Origin of the sequence: Sinimarinibacterium thermocellulolyticum, assembly GCF_040327995.1 — a bacterium.
GTDB classification, from domain to species: Bacteria; Pseudomonadota; Gammaproteobacteria; order Nevskiales; family Nevskiaceae; genus Solimonas; species Solimonas thermocellulolyticum.
The window spans coordinates 164,536-179,053 of record NZ_JBEPIJ010000004.1 but is presented as its reverse complement, the minus strand read 5'-3'; the positions used below and the strand labels follow the sequence as shown (position 1 = coordinate 179,053).

At 68.1% G+C, this 14,518-nt stretch carries 12 protein-coding genes and 1 tRNA gene; 4 read left to right on the top strand and 9 right to left on the bottom strand.

Annotation, left to right across the window (positions count from 1 at the left end; translation table 11 throughout):
* Positions 1 to 40: 40 nt before the first annotated feature.
* From ccmC to ccmA, 3 genes are read right to left on the bottom strand one after another with little or no spacing between them, the layout of a single operon-like run.
* A complete protein-coding gene (gene ccmC / locus ABSH63_RS05360) occupies positions 41 to 772 on the bottom strand; it encodes a heme ABC transporter permease CcmC (RefSeq protein ID WP_352888097.1) in 732 nt (243 codons plus the stop codon).
* A gap of 15 nt (positions 773 to 787) precedes the next feature.
* Complete coding sequence (gene ccmB / locus ABSH63_RS05355) at positions 788 to 1,453, bottom strand: heme exporter protein CcmB (protein ID WP_352888095.1); 666 nt, start codon at positions 1,451 to 1,453, stop codon at positions 788 to 790.
* Positions 1,450 to 2,049, bottom strand: a complete 600-nt coding sequence (gene ccmA, locus ABSH63_RS05350) for a heme ABC exporter ATP-binding protein CcmA (protein ID WP_352888092.1) — start codon at positions 2,047 to 2,049, stop codon at positions 1,450 to 1,452. Before ccmA ends, ccmB begins: the two co-directional genes overlap by 4 nt.
* 112 nt (positions 2,050 to 2,161) lie before the next feature.
* Here ccmA and folD point away from each other — a divergent pair, with 112 nt between their 5' ends.
* On the top strand, positions 2,162 to 3,019 hold the full coding sequence (folD, locus tag ABSH63_RS05345) for a bifunctional methylenetetrahydrofolate dehydrogenase/methenyltetrahydrofolate cyclohydrolase FolD (RefSeq protein WP_352888090.1): 858 nt from the start codon (positions 2,162 to 2,164) through the stop codon (positions 3,017 to 3,019).
* A 138-nt stretch (positions 3,020 to 3,157) separates the two neighbouring features.
* Here folD and ABSH63_RS05340 read toward each other — a convergent pair whose 3' ends face one another.
* From ABSH63_RS05340 to ABSH63_RS05330, 3 genes are all read right to left on the bottom strand, one after another.
* Positions 3,158 to 3,832: a TIGR04282 family arsenosugar biosynthesis glycosyltransferase gene (locus tag ABSH63_RS05340; RefSeq protein ID WP_352888088.1), complete on the bottom strand. Its 675-nt coding sequence runs from the start codon at positions 3,830 to 3,832 to the stop codon at positions 3,158 to 3,160.
* Positions 3,769 to 4,413, bottom strand: coding sequence for a TIGR04283 family arsenosugar biosynthesis glycosyltransferase (locus ABSH63_RS05335; protein ID WP_434223250.1), 645 nt, complete (start codon positions 4,411 to 4,413; stop codon positions 3,769 to 3,771). The genes ABSH63_RS05340 and ABSH63_RS05335 overlap by 64 nt, the downstream gene beginning before the upstream one ends.
* Positions 4,414 to 4,535: 122 nt before the next feature.
* A complete protein-coding gene (locus ABSH63_RS05330; protein ID WP_352888087.1) occupies positions 4,536 to 6,692 on the bottom strand; it encodes a dihydrolipoyl dehydrogenase family protein in 2,157 nt (718 codons plus the stop codon).
* Between the two features lie 217 nt (positions 6,693 to 6,909).
* Between ABSH63_RS05330 and ABSH63_RS05325 the strand changes: the two genes are divergently transcribed.
* The 3 genes from ABSH63_RS05325 (at position 6,910) to ABSH63_RS05315 (ending at position 10,113) form a co-directional block, all read left to right on the top strand.
* Positions 6,910 to 8,991, top strand: coding sequence for a hypothetical protein (locus ABSH63_RS05325; RefSeq protein ID WP_352888084.1), 2,082 nt, complete (start codon positions 6,910 to 6,912; stop codon positions 8,989 to 8,991).
* A gap of 334 nt (positions 8,992 to 9,325) precedes the next feature.
* Positions 9,326 to 9,967: a response regulator gene (locus tag ABSH63_RS05320; protein ID WP_352888082.1), complete on the top strand. Its 642-nt coding sequence runs from the start codon at positions 9,326 to 9,328 to the stop codon at positions 9,965 to 9,967.
* Positions 9,968 to 10,037: 70 nt separating this feature from the next.
* Positions 10,038 to 10,113 (top strand) — tRNA-Thr (locus ABSH63_RS05315).
* Positions 10,114 to 10,194: 81 nt separating this feature from the next.
* Here ABSH63_RS05315 and ispH read toward each other — a convergent pair.
* Genes ispH through ileS form a run of 3 tightly spaced genes read right to left on the bottom strand, consistent with a single transcriptional unit; the run spans position 10,195 to position 14,470 of the window.
* Positions 10,195 to 11,157 carry a 4-hydroxy-3-methylbut-2-enyl diphosphate reductase gene (gene ispH / locus ABSH63_RS05310; protein ID WP_352888081.1) on the bottom strand — a complete coding sequence of 321 codons (963 nt, stop codon included), beginning with the start codon at positions 11,155 to 11,157 and terminating at the stop codon, positions 10,195 to 10,197.
* Positions 11,157 to 11,657, bottom strand: coding sequence for a signal peptidase II (gene lspA, locus ABSH63_RS05305; RefSeq protein WP_352888080.1), 501 nt, complete (start codon positions 11,655 to 11,657; stop codon positions 11,157 to 11,159). The genes ispH and lspA overlap by 1 nt, the downstream gene beginning before the upstream one ends.
* Complete coding sequence (gene ileS, locus ABSH63_RS05300) at positions 11,657 to 14,470, bottom strand: isoleucine--tRNA ligase (protein ID WP_352888078.1); 2,814 nt, start codon at positions 14,468 to 14,470, stop codon at positions 11,657 to 11,659. The genes lspA and ileS overlap by 1 nt, the downstream gene beginning before the upstream one ends.
* Positions 14,471 to 14,518: the final 48 nt, after the last annotated feature.

The following is a 14,518-nucleotide window of genomic DNA, read 5'->3' as shown; positions in this document are numbered from 1 at the left end:
CAGCTCGCCGGCTGCAGTGGATTCATGCGCAGACCCCGCTTCAGCGCAGCAGTTCCGCGACCCAGCCGCTGCGGCGTTCGCGCCACAGCAGCTCGTTCTGCACGCGGCGCAGGATCGCGTAGGCGCACAGCAAAAAGGTGCCCACGAGCGCGGCGTACAGCGGCACGGCCATGTCCATCGTGATCGTCGGCTTGCCGAGCTTGAGGATCGTCGAAGTCTGGTGCAACGAGTTCCACCACTCCACCGAGTACTTCACGATCGGCACGTTGATCACGCCGACGATCGCCAGCAGCGCGCAGGCGCGCGCCGCGGCGCGCGCGTCTTCGAAAGCCTGTTGCAGACCGATCACGCCCAGATAGAGAAACAGCAGCACCAGCTCGGAGGTCAGGCGCGCATCCCAGACCCAGTAAGTGCCCCACATCGGTTTGCCCCAGAGCATGCCGGTGACCAGCGCGACCACGGTCATGCCGGCGCCGACCGGCGCGGTGGCGACGAGCACACACTCGGCGAGCTTCATGCGCCAGATCAGCGCGACCGCCCCGGCGACCGCCATCAGCGTGTACAGCGACAGCGACGCCGCCGCCGTCGGCACGTGCACGTAGATGATGCGAAAAGCGTCCTTCTGCTGATAATCCGGCGGCGCGAACACCAGGCCACCGATCCAGCCCCAGGCCAGCAAGGCCAGCGCAGTGACACCGACCCACGGCAGCCAACGCTCGGCCAGCCGGAAGAAATGCGGCGGCGAGGCAAGACGATGGAACCAGGTCCACATCGGATCGTTCGCGGGTCAGTCGACGGCGTTGCGTAAGGCTGCGCTCAAGACCCAGGGCACGAGGGTCAGGCACACGGCGAGTATCGCGGCCAGAAAGTATAACGGAGCATCCACCGGCAGACCCTGCTGTGCGCTGCGCACCGCGCCGGCACCGAAGATCACCACCGGCACGATCAGCGGCAGCACCAGCACCGGCAGCAGCAGGCCGGCACGCGGCAGGCCGACGGTCAGCGCGGCGACGAAGCCGCCGATCGCGCTGATGCACGGCGTGCCCAGCGCCAGACCGGCGACCAGCACGCGCACGTCCGCGCCGTCGAGTCCGAGCGCCACACCGAGCGGCGCCGACAGCAGCACCAGCGGCAGGCCGGTCAATACCCAGTGCGCGATCAGCTTGCCGGCAGCCGACAGGTACAGCGGCAGCGGCGCGAGCATCATCTGTTCGAGCGTGCCGTCCTCGTAGTCGGCGCGGAACAGGCGTTCGAGCGTCAGCAGTGCCGCGAGCAGACTCGCGACCCAGAGGATCGCCGGCGCGAACGCGGACAGGCGCGGGTCATTCGGTTCGGCGCCAAAGCCAAAGACGGTCACGACCACGAGCAGGAAGAACGGCGGCATCAGCCAGTCGCTGCGCGCACGCGCGGCCAGGCGCAGTTCGCGGCACATCACTGCGACCAGCGCCCTCATGACGACCCCAGCCGGTCGAGCGCCAGCTCGCGCACGCCGGGCAACGCTGCCGGCAGCATCTGGTGGCTGGTCATCACGACCAACCCGCCGCCGTCGAGGTGCGCGCGCAGCAGGTCCGCCATCAGCGCGATGCCGTCCGCGTCGAGGCCGTCGAGCGGCTCGTCGAGCAGCCACAGCGCGCGTACCTGCAGCAGCAGGCGCGCCAGCGCGCAGCGCCGCTTCTGCCCGGCCGACAAGCTGCGCACGGCGCGTTTGCGCACCGCCGGCTTGAGCCCGACCGCTGCGAGCGCCGCATCGGCCGCGGCGGCATCCGCGCCATGGAGTCCGGCCCAGAATTCAAGGTTCTGCAGCGGCGACAAGGACGCAGACAGCGCATTGCGATGGCCGATCCAGTGCAGCGGCAGCGGATCGGGCTGCGTGCGGATCACGCCCGATGCGACGCGGCGCAAACCGGCGAGCGCTTCGAGCAGACTGGTCTTGCCACAGCCGTTGGCGCCGCGCACGTGCAGCAGTTCGCCGGCACTCAGACTCAGGCTCAGGCCGCTGAACAGCACGCGATCGCCGCGGCTTAGCGAGAGGCGGTCGATCTTTAGCACGGACTTGGGCGCAGGCGGCTTCACGAGGCGCGGAGTTTACGCCATCGTCGGCGTGGCGCCTCGCGCCGACGGCTTACAATGCGCGCCCGCCCGCCGCTGGATGTCCGCCGCCTTGAGCGCTCAACTGATCGACGGCAAGGCCGTCGCCGCCCTCGTGCATGACCGCGTGCGCCGCAGGATCCAGGCGCGTCTGGCGCGCGGCCTGCGTCCGCCGGCGCTGGCCACGGTGCTGGTCGGCAACGACCCGGCTTCCGAGGTCTACGTGCGCAACAAGCGCCTGACCTGCGAGAAGCTCGGCATCCGCTCGGTACCGCTGCACTTCGATGCCACCGTCACTCAGGCCGAATTGCTGGCCGCGGTCGACGCGCTCAATGCCGATGCCGACATCGACGGCATCCTCGTGCAACTGCCGCTGCCGGCGCAGCTCGACGCCACCGCGATCACCGAACGCATCCTGCCGGGCAAGGATGTGGACGGCTTTCATCCGTACAACATCGGCCGCCTCGCGCAGCGGCGCCCGGCGCTGCGGCCATGCACGCCATTTGGCGTGATGGAGCTTCTGCGCAGCGCCGGCGAGACCTTCAAGGGCCGCACCGCGGTGGTCGTCGGCGCCAGCAACCACGTCGGCCGGCCGATGATGCTCGAACTGATGCTCGCCGGTGCCACCGCCGTGTGCTGCCACCGCTTCACCGCCGACGTCGCCGCCGAGGTCGCGCGCGCCGACATTCTCGTCGTCGCCGTCGGCAAGCCGGCGATGGTCAAGGGCGAGTGGATCAAGCCCGGCGCGATCGTCATCGACGTCGGCATCAACCGCCTCGCCGACGGCCGCCTGGTCGGCGATGTGGAGTTCGATGTGGCGCGCACGCGCGCACGTGCGATCACGCCGGTACCCGGCGGCGTCGGCCCGATGACCGTCGCGATGTTGATGCACAACACGTTGCAGGCCGCGGACGATCGGGTCGATCAATAGGCAGGGTCCGGTGCAGTAGCGCAACTGGTCGGAACGCGTCACGCCATACGCCCGGCGTCGATCGGTCATCGAGCGCGCCCGCCGCCTCGAACATCGACACCCTCGAACACCGGCTCGCCGGGCCGATGCCCTTGCGCATCACTCCCGCCAGTCGCCCGGCAAGGCCACGAGGTCCGCCGGTGTGTCGATGTCCCGCAGCCCTGGCCGTCGTGCGACCGACCAGCCGAGCGCGCGCAGCCGCTTCAGGGTTTCGCAGGCCACGCGGTCCGTACTCCATGCCATGGCGTGAAACAGACTGTCGTGGAAACGCCGCAAGCCCAGCAGAACGTAACCACCGTCGGCGCTGGGGACGATCACCGCGTCGTGGCGGGCCAGTCGTCGCGCGGCCTCGCGCAGCCGTATCGCATCGAGTGCCGGACAATCCGTGCCGATGAGCAGTACGGGTTCGCCGGCATCGATGGCGCGTCGGGCGGCACGCGCGAGCCGCACGCCGAGATCGCCCTCGCCTTGCGATCGCCAATCGACGCGCCACGCGTGCGCGTGGTAGGGGCGCCAGATCGGCGCGTCCGGCTCCGGCGCCACGCACAGCTCGACCGCTCCGGCATTCGCCGCCAGTGCCTGGGTCACGGTGTGCCGGAGCATGCGCGCGGCCAAACGCGCCGCGCCCTCGGCGCCGAGGGCCGGAATGAGCCGGGTCTTGACCAGACCCGGCTGCGGGGCCTTGGCGAACACGATGGTGCGCACGGAGATCATCGATAGGCTTTGGCCAGCGCTTCGGGAGATGCGCCGCGCCAATACCGCCAGCGCAGCCACCACATCAGCGCGATGGTGCGCCATACGCCGCGCGTGTCCCAGCGGCGTCCCGACGTGGTCACGCGCAGCTTCAGACAGGCCGGCCGACCCAGGCGCTTGAGCGACTGGCAGATGGCCAGGTCTTCCATCAGCGGCTGGTCGGGAAAGCCGCCCACCGCGTCGAAGGCCCGGCGTGTCATGAAGATCGCCTGGTCGCCGGTGGCGATGCCGCTCAGGCGCGAGCGCAGGTTCATCAGCATGGCCACCATCGGCAACAGCGGTGATCGACCGGCGATGCTGACGTCGAAGCGCCCCCACACGTGATGACGCAAGGCGGTGTCGACGGCGGCCAGCGCATCCGCTGGCAAGCGGGTGTCGGCGTGCAAGAACAGCAGCGCCTCGCCGCGGCTCGCGCGCGCACCGAGGTTCATCTGCCGCGCCCGCCCCGGCGCGCTCTCCAGCACCGTGAAACCGGCCGCGCGCGCCAGCGCAACGGAGTCATCGTCACTGCCGCCATCGACCAGCACCACCTCGGTGCCCCGACGCACGAAAGGCAAGAGATGCTCCAGCAAGCTCGGCAATTGCGCGGCCTCGTTCAACATTGGAATGACGATGCCGAGCGTCACCGTCCCTTTGCCGTCGCCCTGTGGGCCGGATACACGGTGAAGGCCGATGCGCCCTTCGCGCGCCAGTGGCGCCGAGTTCCGTCCCCCCCTTCTCGACATCACGTCCTCATCCAGTCGTGATAGACCCGCAGCCAGCGCAGCAGGGCGGGCGGCATGCGCGTGCGCTGCCACGCCCCCGATGCAAGCTTGTTCGCCTCGGCCCAGGTCGGGTACGGGTGGATCGTCGCCAGGATCTTCTTTAGCCCCAGGCCGTGCTTCATGGCCAGCACGAACTCGGCGAGCATGTCGCCTGCGCGTTCGCCAACGATGGTCACGCCCAGAATGCGATCCCTGCCCGGCACGGTGAGCAGCTTGATCCAGCCTTCGGCGTGACCTTCGGCGATCGCGCGATCGAGGTCACGGAGGTCATAGCGGGTGACTTCGTACGCCAGCCCCCGTTCTCGGGCCTCTCGCTCGTTGACGCCGACGCGGGCCACTTCGGGATCGACGAAGGTCACCGCGGGGATCAGCGAATGGTCCACCTTGAAGCGCTTGAAGCGACCGAACAGCGCGTTGACGGCGGCATACCAGGCCTGGTGCGCGGCGGCGTGGGTGAACTGGTAGGGTCCCGCCGCGTCCCCGGCCACGTAGATGTTCGGGTAGACGGTCTCCAGGTAGTCGTTGGTCTGGATCGTGCGTTGCGCCGGAATGCCGAGCTCCTCCAGGCCATAGCCTTCCAGCCGCGCCTGCCGGCCGACCGCGACCAGGATCTCGTCGAACAAAAGGCGCTGCTCGCCGGCCGATCCGGCGACGACCAGCCACTTGCGCTCCCCGTCACGCTCGACCCGCACCGCGCGCTGGCCGACGAGCACCTGCACGCCCTCCGCCTCCAAGGTGCGACGGACGAAGTCGCAGACTTCCTCGTCCTCGCGCCCCATCAGTTGCGGCATCATCTCGACCTGCGTCACCTGCACGCCCAGGCGGGCGAAGCCCTGCGCGAGCTCACAGCCGATCGGCCCGCCGCCGAGCACGAGGAGCCGCTGCGGCGCTTGCTCCCGATCCTTGAGCCGATCCCATAGATTCTCCGAAGTGAGGTAGTCCACGCTTTCGAGTCCCGGTAACGCCGGCACGCTAGGACGCGCGCCAGTGGCCAGCACGATGCTGCGGGCGCTCAGGCGCTCGCGGTTGCCTTGCGCATCGCGGACTTCGACCGTCCACGGATCCACCAGGCGTGCGTGCCCACGGCGGACCTCGACGCCGAGCGCGGTATAGCGCTCGACGCTGTCGTGGGGGGCGATGGCGGCGATCACGGCATGAACCCGCGCCATCACCGCTTTGAACGAGAACGACGGCGTCACCGGGTCCAGTCCCCAGCGGCCCGCCTGCCGCATCCGATGCGCGAGCTTTGCGCATTGGATCAGCGCCTTGCTCGGCACACAGCCGGAGTTGAGGCAGTCGCCGCCCATCGCGTGGGACTCGATCAAGGTGACCCTGGCCTTGACTGCGGCGGCGATGTACGCGGTAACCAGACCGGCGGCACCGGCACCGATCACGATCAGATTGCGATCGGAGCGCGCCGGCCTTCGCCAGCGCGCGTACCGCCGGCGCCGATCCAACCCGCGCAGCGCGATGCGGGTGATCCACGGAAACGCGGCCAGCAATGCGAACGCGCCGAGCACGGTCACGGAGAGCAGGTCCAGTGGAGCGTCGATCTCGGCGAGCCGGGTACCCGCGTTCACGTACACCAACGTGCCCGGCAGCATGCCCGCCTGGCTGACCCAGTAGAACGTGCGCGCCGGCATCCTGGTCAACCCGAGCAAGAGGTTGATCAGGAAAAACGGGATGACCGGGACCAGCCGCAGCGTGAACAGATAGAAAGCGCCGTCACGATCGAGCCCCTCGTTGATCGTGCCGAGCCGCTGCGACCACCGCGCCTCGATGACATCCCGGAACAAGTAGCGCGCCAGCAAGAAAGCCAGCAGCGCCCCGATGCTGGAGGCGAACGAGACGAGCACGCTGCCCCAGACCAGTCCGAACACCGCCCCGGCTGCCAGGGTCATCGCCGCCGCACCCGGCAAGGACAGCGCCGTCACCAAGACGTAGACCATGAAGAACACGGCCGTCGCCAAAAGCGGTTGCGATGCCCGCCAGGCCTGGATCTCGGTCAGCTGCGTCTTCAGCGCCGCGAAACTCAACCACCGCCCCCCGTCGACGTAAAAGAACAGGCCGATCGCGGTCGCGGTCGCGATGAACAGCAGAATCTTGGACGGTTTCACCTTGGCACCGGCGCTGGGATCGACATGAGTGTCCCGCTCCGACGACGCCGTGCCGTCCACGGCGGGCAAATCCCCGCGCGTCGGTGGCCCCTGCGCGATTGTGACCCGAGCCCCACCCTGATTCGGGGGCGCGGCGACGGCAGCGGCGGGCTATGCTGGGATCGTGGCACATTCCGACGATCACCGATACACACCGCCCCGGGCCCCGATGCCGTGGATGACGGCAGCGCTCGTGCTCGTGCTGATCGTGATCCTGGGCTTGATCACCATCGCGCGGCAGACGCCCTGGACCGGTCTTCAACTGCGCGGCGACGGCAGCGGCCCCGGTCTCGTCGTGGAACGTGCCCGCGGACCTGCGGCGCAGATTCCGGCCGGCACGCGGGTGGATCGCATCGGCTGCGGTCGGCACTGGCTGCCGCTCGAGGCAGCCGACCTGACGCCCGAACCCGACACGCGTTTCGTCGAACGCGCCGACTTCGATCGCTTCCTGCAGCGTCAGGATGCGCTGGCGAAGCGGCTCGCCAGCACCTGTGTATGCATCCAGAGCGTGGACGGCCAGCGCTGGTGTCTGACGCCGGCCCCGCGGCGCCCGCTGTCGACACTACCGGTGACATTCTGGTTACAGCTGCTGGTGGGCGGCGCCGGGGCGCTCGTCGGCGCCGGCGTGTGGGCGTTTCGGCGCTCCGACCGGGCGGCCGCCCACGTCGGCCTGTCCGGACTGGCGCTGTTGGCCAGCGCAGGGACGGCCGCGGTCTACAGCAGCCGCGAACTGGCGCTGGACGGCGCATGGTTCCGCAGCCTGCACCTGCTCAACGGTGCCTGCACACTGCTGTTTTGCGCGGCGTTCACGGCGACGCTGTGGCATTACCCGCAGCGGCTCGGTCGAGCACCGGCCGGACGCTTGCTGCTGCTCGTCTATGGCTCGATCGTCGCCCTATACGCGGCCGGCGTTCTGTCCGACTTCGATATCGCCCTGCGCCTGCCAGTACTGGCCGGCTTTTTTTTGACGGCCGTCTTCGCCGCACTGCAATGGCGGCGCTCGCGCGGCCGTCCACTCGAGCGTGCCGCGCTGACCTGGTTTCTGTTGGCCTGGCTCGGCGGCGGCGGCACCTTTCTCGCGGTGATCTTCGTTCCAGCGCTGCTCGGGCATGACGCCGGCGCCCATCAAGCATACGCCTTCGCCTTGTTCCTAATAATCTACGGCGGTCTTGCGCTCGGCGTGCTGCGCTACCGCCTGTTCGATCTCGACCGCTGGTGGTTTACGGCCTGGACCGTGGCCACCGGCGGCCCGCTTTTTATCCTCATCGATCTCTGCATTTTGCATTGGCTCGGCATGGCCTACGAGGATGCGATGCTGGCCTCGCTGCTGATCGTTTCCTGGCTGTATCTACCGCTTCGGACCTGGCTGTGGCAACACAGCCGGGGCCGTCGGGCGTGCCTCGACTCGGTGCTTTCGGTACTGGGTACCGCAAACCCTGCAAGCGCCGGCGCCGTCTGGCGCCAGGCCGCGAGCGCCCTTTTTACGCCGCTGCAAATCCACGAACTGCCAACGCCCCCCGCGCAACCGACACTGTCGAATGACGGCGCCACCCTGTTGCTGCCCGACGTCGGTGGCAAGGCGGGGCTACGGTTGGAGTTCCCCGACCACGGCCGACGTTTGTTCTGCAACGATGACTTGCGCAATGCCCGCGCTGCGCACCGCATCGTCGAGCGCATGCACGCGTGGCGCCACGCGATCGAGCAAGGCGCGCAGCGAGAACGCGAACGGATCGCGCGCGCACTGCACGACGACGTCGGTGCGGCCGTGCTCGACCTGCTCCACCGAAGCAGCGGCCCGACTCAGGACCTGGCCCGGCATGCCCTCGCGGAGCTGCGCCTCGTGTTACAGGGGCTGGCGGCGCATGGCCAAAGGCTCGACGACATCCTCGGCTGGTGTCGCGGCGATTTGCGTGAACACGCGGATGCAGCCGACGTGACCTTGCACTGGCATCCGGTCGAGCCGCTGCCGATGGCGAGCCTGGAAGGCCATCAGGCCCTGCTGCTGCATCGCTGCCTGCGCGAGCTGGTCACCCTCGCCGGCGAGGCGCAAGGCACACTCAGCGTCCAACTCACCGCTGCCAACGGCCGACTGTGCGTCGAGGCACGTCTGACTCCGGCCGTCGTCGCCGCCGAGCTCACCCTGCACGCGCTGCAACAACGTGCCCAAGGACTCGATTGCGCGCTGGTCGTGACCTACGAACCGCCGCATAGGCTCGATCTCAGACTCGACCTGCTGCTAATCGAACCGACCTGTGACTGACCCACAGGTCAGACTGGGTCGCCTTCGATCCTCGAGCTCGTGCCGGCGTGAGTCGAGAGGTTCACGATGGTCCGCAACACGAGGGATCACGCAGATCGAGAAGCGGAGCGGCGCTGCCCTGTCCGCGATGTCATCGGCTCGGGCCTGCCTCAACCGATGCAATATTGACCGGTTTCTTACCATCCATCTACGTGCCGCTAACCATCCTCGACAAAGGACCATCGCTCGATCCATCCGAGAGCACTGCGGGCGAATCGAGCAGGCTGCGCGACGATCGACCGCGGCGGCGGATTTGCGTTAGGCTGCTACAGCTGAGCTGAGTGGGCGAACCGACGTGCGCATCGGTTGGGTAGTCGAGGATCTGAGCGCGCCGGCGCAGTGGCTGCAGGACATTCTGGCCGCGGCATTTCCGGGGCTTACGGTTCACCATGCCGGCTCGCTGGCTGCGGCGCGCGGGCTCCTGCGCGCATACGTGCCCGACATCGCGTTGATCGATCTGGGCCTGCCCGACGGCTCGGGCGTGGAACTGATCCGCGAACTGACGCCGCATCAATGCCAGTGCGTCGTCACCACCATCTATGCAGACGACCGACACCTATTCCCGGCGCTGCGTGCGGGTGCCAGCGGCTATCTGCTCAAGGACCAGCCGACGGACAAGGTGGTTCGAGCGCTGCGCGGCATCGTTTCCGGCGAACCGCCGCTGTCGCCGGTGATCGCCCAGCGGCTGTTGCGCTTCTTCGGGGGTGCCGTCGGCGGTGCGGACGACGGGAGCGCCAAACTCTCGAATCGCGAACGCGAGACCCTGGTGCTGATCGCCAAGGGCTATCGCCTGCCCGAAGTCGCCAGTCAGCTCGGCGTCAGTCGCAACACGGCGGCCGGCTTCATCAAGGCCATCTATCGCAAGCTCGACATCTCCAGCCGCGCCGAAGCCACGCTCGAGGCGGCGCGTATGGGTCTGGTCGATCCGCACCGATGAGGCAGCTATGCGGCGCTCGCCGTGTTTGATTGTCGCGATCCAGACCTCACCCTATAATGCGCGCCCCGACGCCGGGATAGCTCAGTCGGTAGAGCGACTGATTCGTAATCAGTAGGTCGCAGGTTCGATTCCTGTTCCCGGCACCACGACATCCCGCCACGTCTCGAAATCTCCGGCCCAGCAATCGGTGCTGGTGATCGAGCCAGGGTCATGCCCTGCCGAAACGCTCAGAGCCCATCTCGGGACGACTGCATGATGCGTCGCAGCGCAGGCGGCAGGGAGAACACGACGTTTTCCGCCCGTCCGGGCAGCTCGCGCACCACGGTGCCGCCGAGCGCCTGCAGTCGCCGCACCACTGCACGCACGAGCACCTCGGGCGCCGAGGCCCCGGCGGTCACGCCGACGCGCGACTTGCCGGCGATCCATTCCTCGCGGATGTCGTCTGGACCATCGATCAGGTACGCATGGACGCCGCGCTGCTCGGCGAGTTCGCGTAGCCGGTTGGAGTTGGAGCTGTTGCGCGAACCGACGACGAGCACCACGTCGCAGCGGCTGGCGAGGTCCTTGACGGCATCCTGACGGTTCTGGGTGGCGTAGCAGATGTCGTCCTTGCGCGGGCCGTGGATTTCGGAGAAGCGCGCGCGCAGGGCGTCGATGACCCGCGCGGTGTCGTCCATCGACAGCGTGGTCTGGGTGACGAAGGCCAGACGGCTCGGATCGCGGATCGGCAGGCGCGCCACATCCTCGGGTGTCTCCACCAGGTAGATCGCGCCGCCGTGCGAGGGGTCGAACTGTCCCATCGTCCCCTCGACCTCGGGATGTCCGGCGTGGCCGATGAGCACCACCTCGCGCCCTTCGCGCGAGTAGCGCTGCACTTCGATGTGGACTTTGGTGACCAGCGGACAGGTCGCGTCGAACACCGTCAGGCCGCGCGCGAGCGCCGCCTGCCGCACCGCCTTGGAAACACCGTGCGCGGAGAAGATGCAGGTGGCGCCGTCCGGAATCTCGTCGACTTCCTCGACGAAGACCGCGCCCTTGGCGCGCAGATCGTCGACGACGAAGCGGTTGTGCACGACTTCGTGGCGCACGTAGATCGGCGCGCCCAGGGCCTCGAGCGCGCGCTCGACGATCTCGATCGCGCGATCGACGCCGGCGCAAAAGCCGCGTGGATTGGCGAGCAGAATCTCCATCAGCTCGTCCCTGCCTTGCCGGCGTTACGCTCGTGTCGCCAGTCGAGCAGCATGTCGAGGATCAGCAAGGCGGTGCCGATCGAGATCGCGATGTCGGCGACGTTGAACGCCGCGAAATGCCAGCCACCGACGTAGAAGTCGATGAAGTCGACCACGTGCCCGCGGGTGACGCGGTCGATCACGTTACCCATCGCGCCGCCCATGACGAGCGACAGCGCGGTCGCCAGCAGGGTCTGCCCGCGCGGGTTGCGCCGCAGCCACCAGAGGATGCCGATGCTCACCGCCGTGCCCAGCAGCACGAAGAAGGCCGGCGGCGCGTTGGACAGCATCGAGAACGCTGCGCCGGTGTTCTTCATGTGCACGAGATTCAAGTGCGGCACCACCGGGACCACGTCGTACCAGTCGAGATGGCGGACGATCAGCTGCTTGGTGACCTGGTCGAGCACGATGACGACCACCGACAGCCACAACAGGTAAACGTTCTTGTACTGGAAGGACATCAGATGTAGACCCGGGTCTCGCCGCCTTCGGCCGAGATGTTGTCGATGCAGCGGTCGCACAGCGTCGGATGCGCATCGCGCTGCCCGACTTCCGGCCGCTGGTGCCAGCAGCGCTCGCAACGCGCATGCGGACTCGGCGCGGCCTCGACTGCGAGATCAACGCCGTCACGCAGTTTGAAGCCAGCAGCGGCGGGGCTCTTGCGCGCGGCGGCCAGAACCTGGACGTCGGAGGTGATGAACCAGAAGCGCAGCTCGTCGCCGATGCGCGCGAGCAGTTCGGCAAGTTCGCCGTCCGCATAGAGGGTGACCTGGGCGTTGAGGCCAGAACCGATCTTGCCGCCCGCTCGCAGCTCCTCCAGCACCTTCTGCACGGCCGCGCGCGCCTCGCACAGCAGCGTCCAGTCGATCGACGAAGGCGGTACGGCAGGCAGCCGATACCAGCGCTGAGCGAACACCGGGCTGCTGCGATCGCCGGGCATCGCGCGCCAGATCTCATCGGCCGTGAACGATAGCACCGGCGCGATCCAGCGCACCAATGCCTCGGTGAGGTGATACAGCGCGGTCTGCGCCGAACGCCGCCCGAGCGACTCACGCGGCATGGTGTACAGGCGGTCCTTCAGCAGATCCAGATAACGCCCGCCCAGATCGACCACGCAGTAGTTGTGCAGCTTGTGATAGACGACGTGGAACTCGCGCCGTGCATAGGCTTCGCGCAACTCGTCCTGCAGCCGCGCCGCCTCACCGATCGCCCAGGCATCGACCGCGACCAGCTTCTCCGGCGGCACCAGGTGCAGCGCTGGATCGAAGCCGTGCAGGTTGCCGAGCAGGTAGCGCGCGGTGTTGCGGATGCGCCGGTAGGCGTCGGCCATGCGCGCGAGCAGCTTGTCGGAGATCGCGATCTCACCGGAATAATCGCTGGCCGCGACCCACAGCCGCAGCACGTCGGCGCCGAGCGTCTTGGTGACCTGCTGCGGCGCGACGACGTTGCCGAGCGACTTGGACATCTTGCGCCCCTGCTCGTCGACGGTGAAACCGTGGGTGAGCACGGCCTTGTACGGTGCCCTACCCTGCATCGCCACGCTGGTCAGCAGCGACGACTGGAACCAGCCGCGGTGCTGGTCCGAACCTTCGAGATAGATGTCGGCCTGCGGTGCCACGCCGTCGACCAGCGCATCGGCGTGCACCGACTTGAACGCGCACTGGTGGGCGACACCCGAATCGAACCAGACATCCAACGTGTCTTGGCATTTCTCGTACCGCTGTGCGTCGACACCCCAGTCATCCGGCGTCGAGCCGAACCAGGCTTCAAGCCCTTGCTGCTCTACGCGATCGGCGATCTGCCGCAGCATCTGCGCAGTCTGCGGATGCATGGTCTGCGTCTGGCGGTCGACGAACAGCGCCAGCGGCACGCCCCAGTAGCGCTGGCGCGAGATGCACCAGTCCGGACGCCCGGCGACCATCTCGCGGATGCGGCTCTCGCCCCAGCCCGGAATCCACTGTGTCTGCTCGATCGCCCGCACCGCGGCTTCACGCAGGCCGTTCGCGTCCATCGACACGAACCACTGCGGTGTCGCCCGGAAGATCAGCGGCGTTTTGTGGCGCCAACAATGCGGATAGCTGTGCGTGATCGTCGCGTGCTTGAGCAGGCGTTCACCCGCCTTGAGCGCCTCGATCACCAGCGCGTCGGCCTTGCGTACGTGCTGGCCGGCGACGACGGGGGTGCCGTCCACGAACACGCCATTGGCGCCGACCGGATTGTCGACCGCAAGGCCGTAGCGCTGGCCCACGGCGTAGTCTTCCTGGCCGTGCGCCGGCGCGGTGTGCACGAGGCCGGTGCCGGCATCCAGGGTGACGTGCTCGCCGAGGATCACCGGCACCTCGCGCTCGGCGAACGGGTGACGCGCCTTGAGATGCTCCAGCGCGGCAGCGGCGACGGTCATCACCGTCTCCAGCGCCAAACCGAGCCGCTCGCTGAGTGGCTCGACCAGATCGGCCGCGACGATCAGGTACTCGTCGGCGGCACGCACCAGCGCGTAGCTCAGCTCCGGCCCGACCGCGATCGCGCGGTTGGCCGGCAGCGTCCACGGCGTCGTCGTCCAGATCAAAAATTCCAGCGGCTGGTCGGCATGCGCGCCGAACACGCGCCGCAGCGCCGCATCGGCCACCGCGGCGAACTTCACGTAAATCGAGTGCGACTGCTTGTCTTGGTACTCGACCTCGGCCTCGGCCAGCGACGAGCCGCAGTCCAGACACCAATGCACGGGCTTGAAGCCGCGCACGACGTGGCCGTTCTCGACGATGCGCGCGAGACAGCGCAGTTGCTCGGCCTCGAAGGCCGGCTGCATCGTCAGATAAGGCCGGTCCCAGTCGGCGAGCACACCCAGGCGCTCGAAATCCGCGCGCTGGCGGGCGATCTGCTCGCTCGCGTACTCGCGGCACTTCGCGCGGAAGGCCTTGGCATCCAGTCTCTCGCCGACCTTGCCGTACTTTTTCTCGACCTGCAGCTCGATCGGCAGGCCGTGGCAGTCCCAGCCCGGCGTGAATACCGCGTGATGGCCGTCCAGGCGCGCGGCCTTGACGACGATGTCCTTGAGCACCTTGTTGACCGCGTGGCCGATGTGGATGTCGCCGTTGGCGTAAGGCGGACCATCGACGAACCAGAACGGCGTGCGGCCAGCGGTCGCCTGCTGGACCGTCGCGTAGAGATTCTCCTGCTGCCAGCGCGAGAGCATCTCGGGTTCGCGCTTGGCCAGGTTGGCCTGCATCGGAAACGCCGTCTGCGGCAGGTTGATCGTGGCTTTGTAGTCGGTCACGGCAGCGGTGGAGTTCGAGGCGGCGGACGCACCAGCGCCGCCTTGCCA

Excerpts from the sequence above, each read along its gene's own strand:
- ccmC (WP_352888097.1), bottom strand. The coding sequence starts at position 772 with ATGTGGACCTGGTTCCATCGTCTTGCCTCGCCGCCGCATTTCTTCCGG.
- ccmB (WP_352888095.1), bottom strand. The coding sequence starts at position 1,453 with ATGAGGGCGCTGGTCGCAGTGATGTGCCGCGAACTGCGCCTGGCCGCG.
- ABSH63_RS05335 (WP_434223250.1), bottom strand. The coding sequence starts at position 4,413 with ATGTTGAACGAGGCCGCGCAATTGCCGAGCTTGCTGGAGCATCTCTTG.
- ABSH63_RS05325 (WP_352888084.1), top strand. The coding sequence starts at position 6,910 with ATGACGGCAGCGCTCGTGCTCGTGCTGATCGTGATCCTGGGCTTGATC.
- ispH (WP_352888081.1), bottom strand. The coding sequence starts at position 11,157 with ATGGAGATTCTGCTCGCCAATCCACGCGGCTTTTGCGCCGGCGTCGAT.
- lspA (WP_352888080.1), bottom strand. The coding sequence starts at position 11,657 with ATGTCCTTCCAGTACAAGAACGTTTACCTGTTGTGGCTGTCGGTGGTC.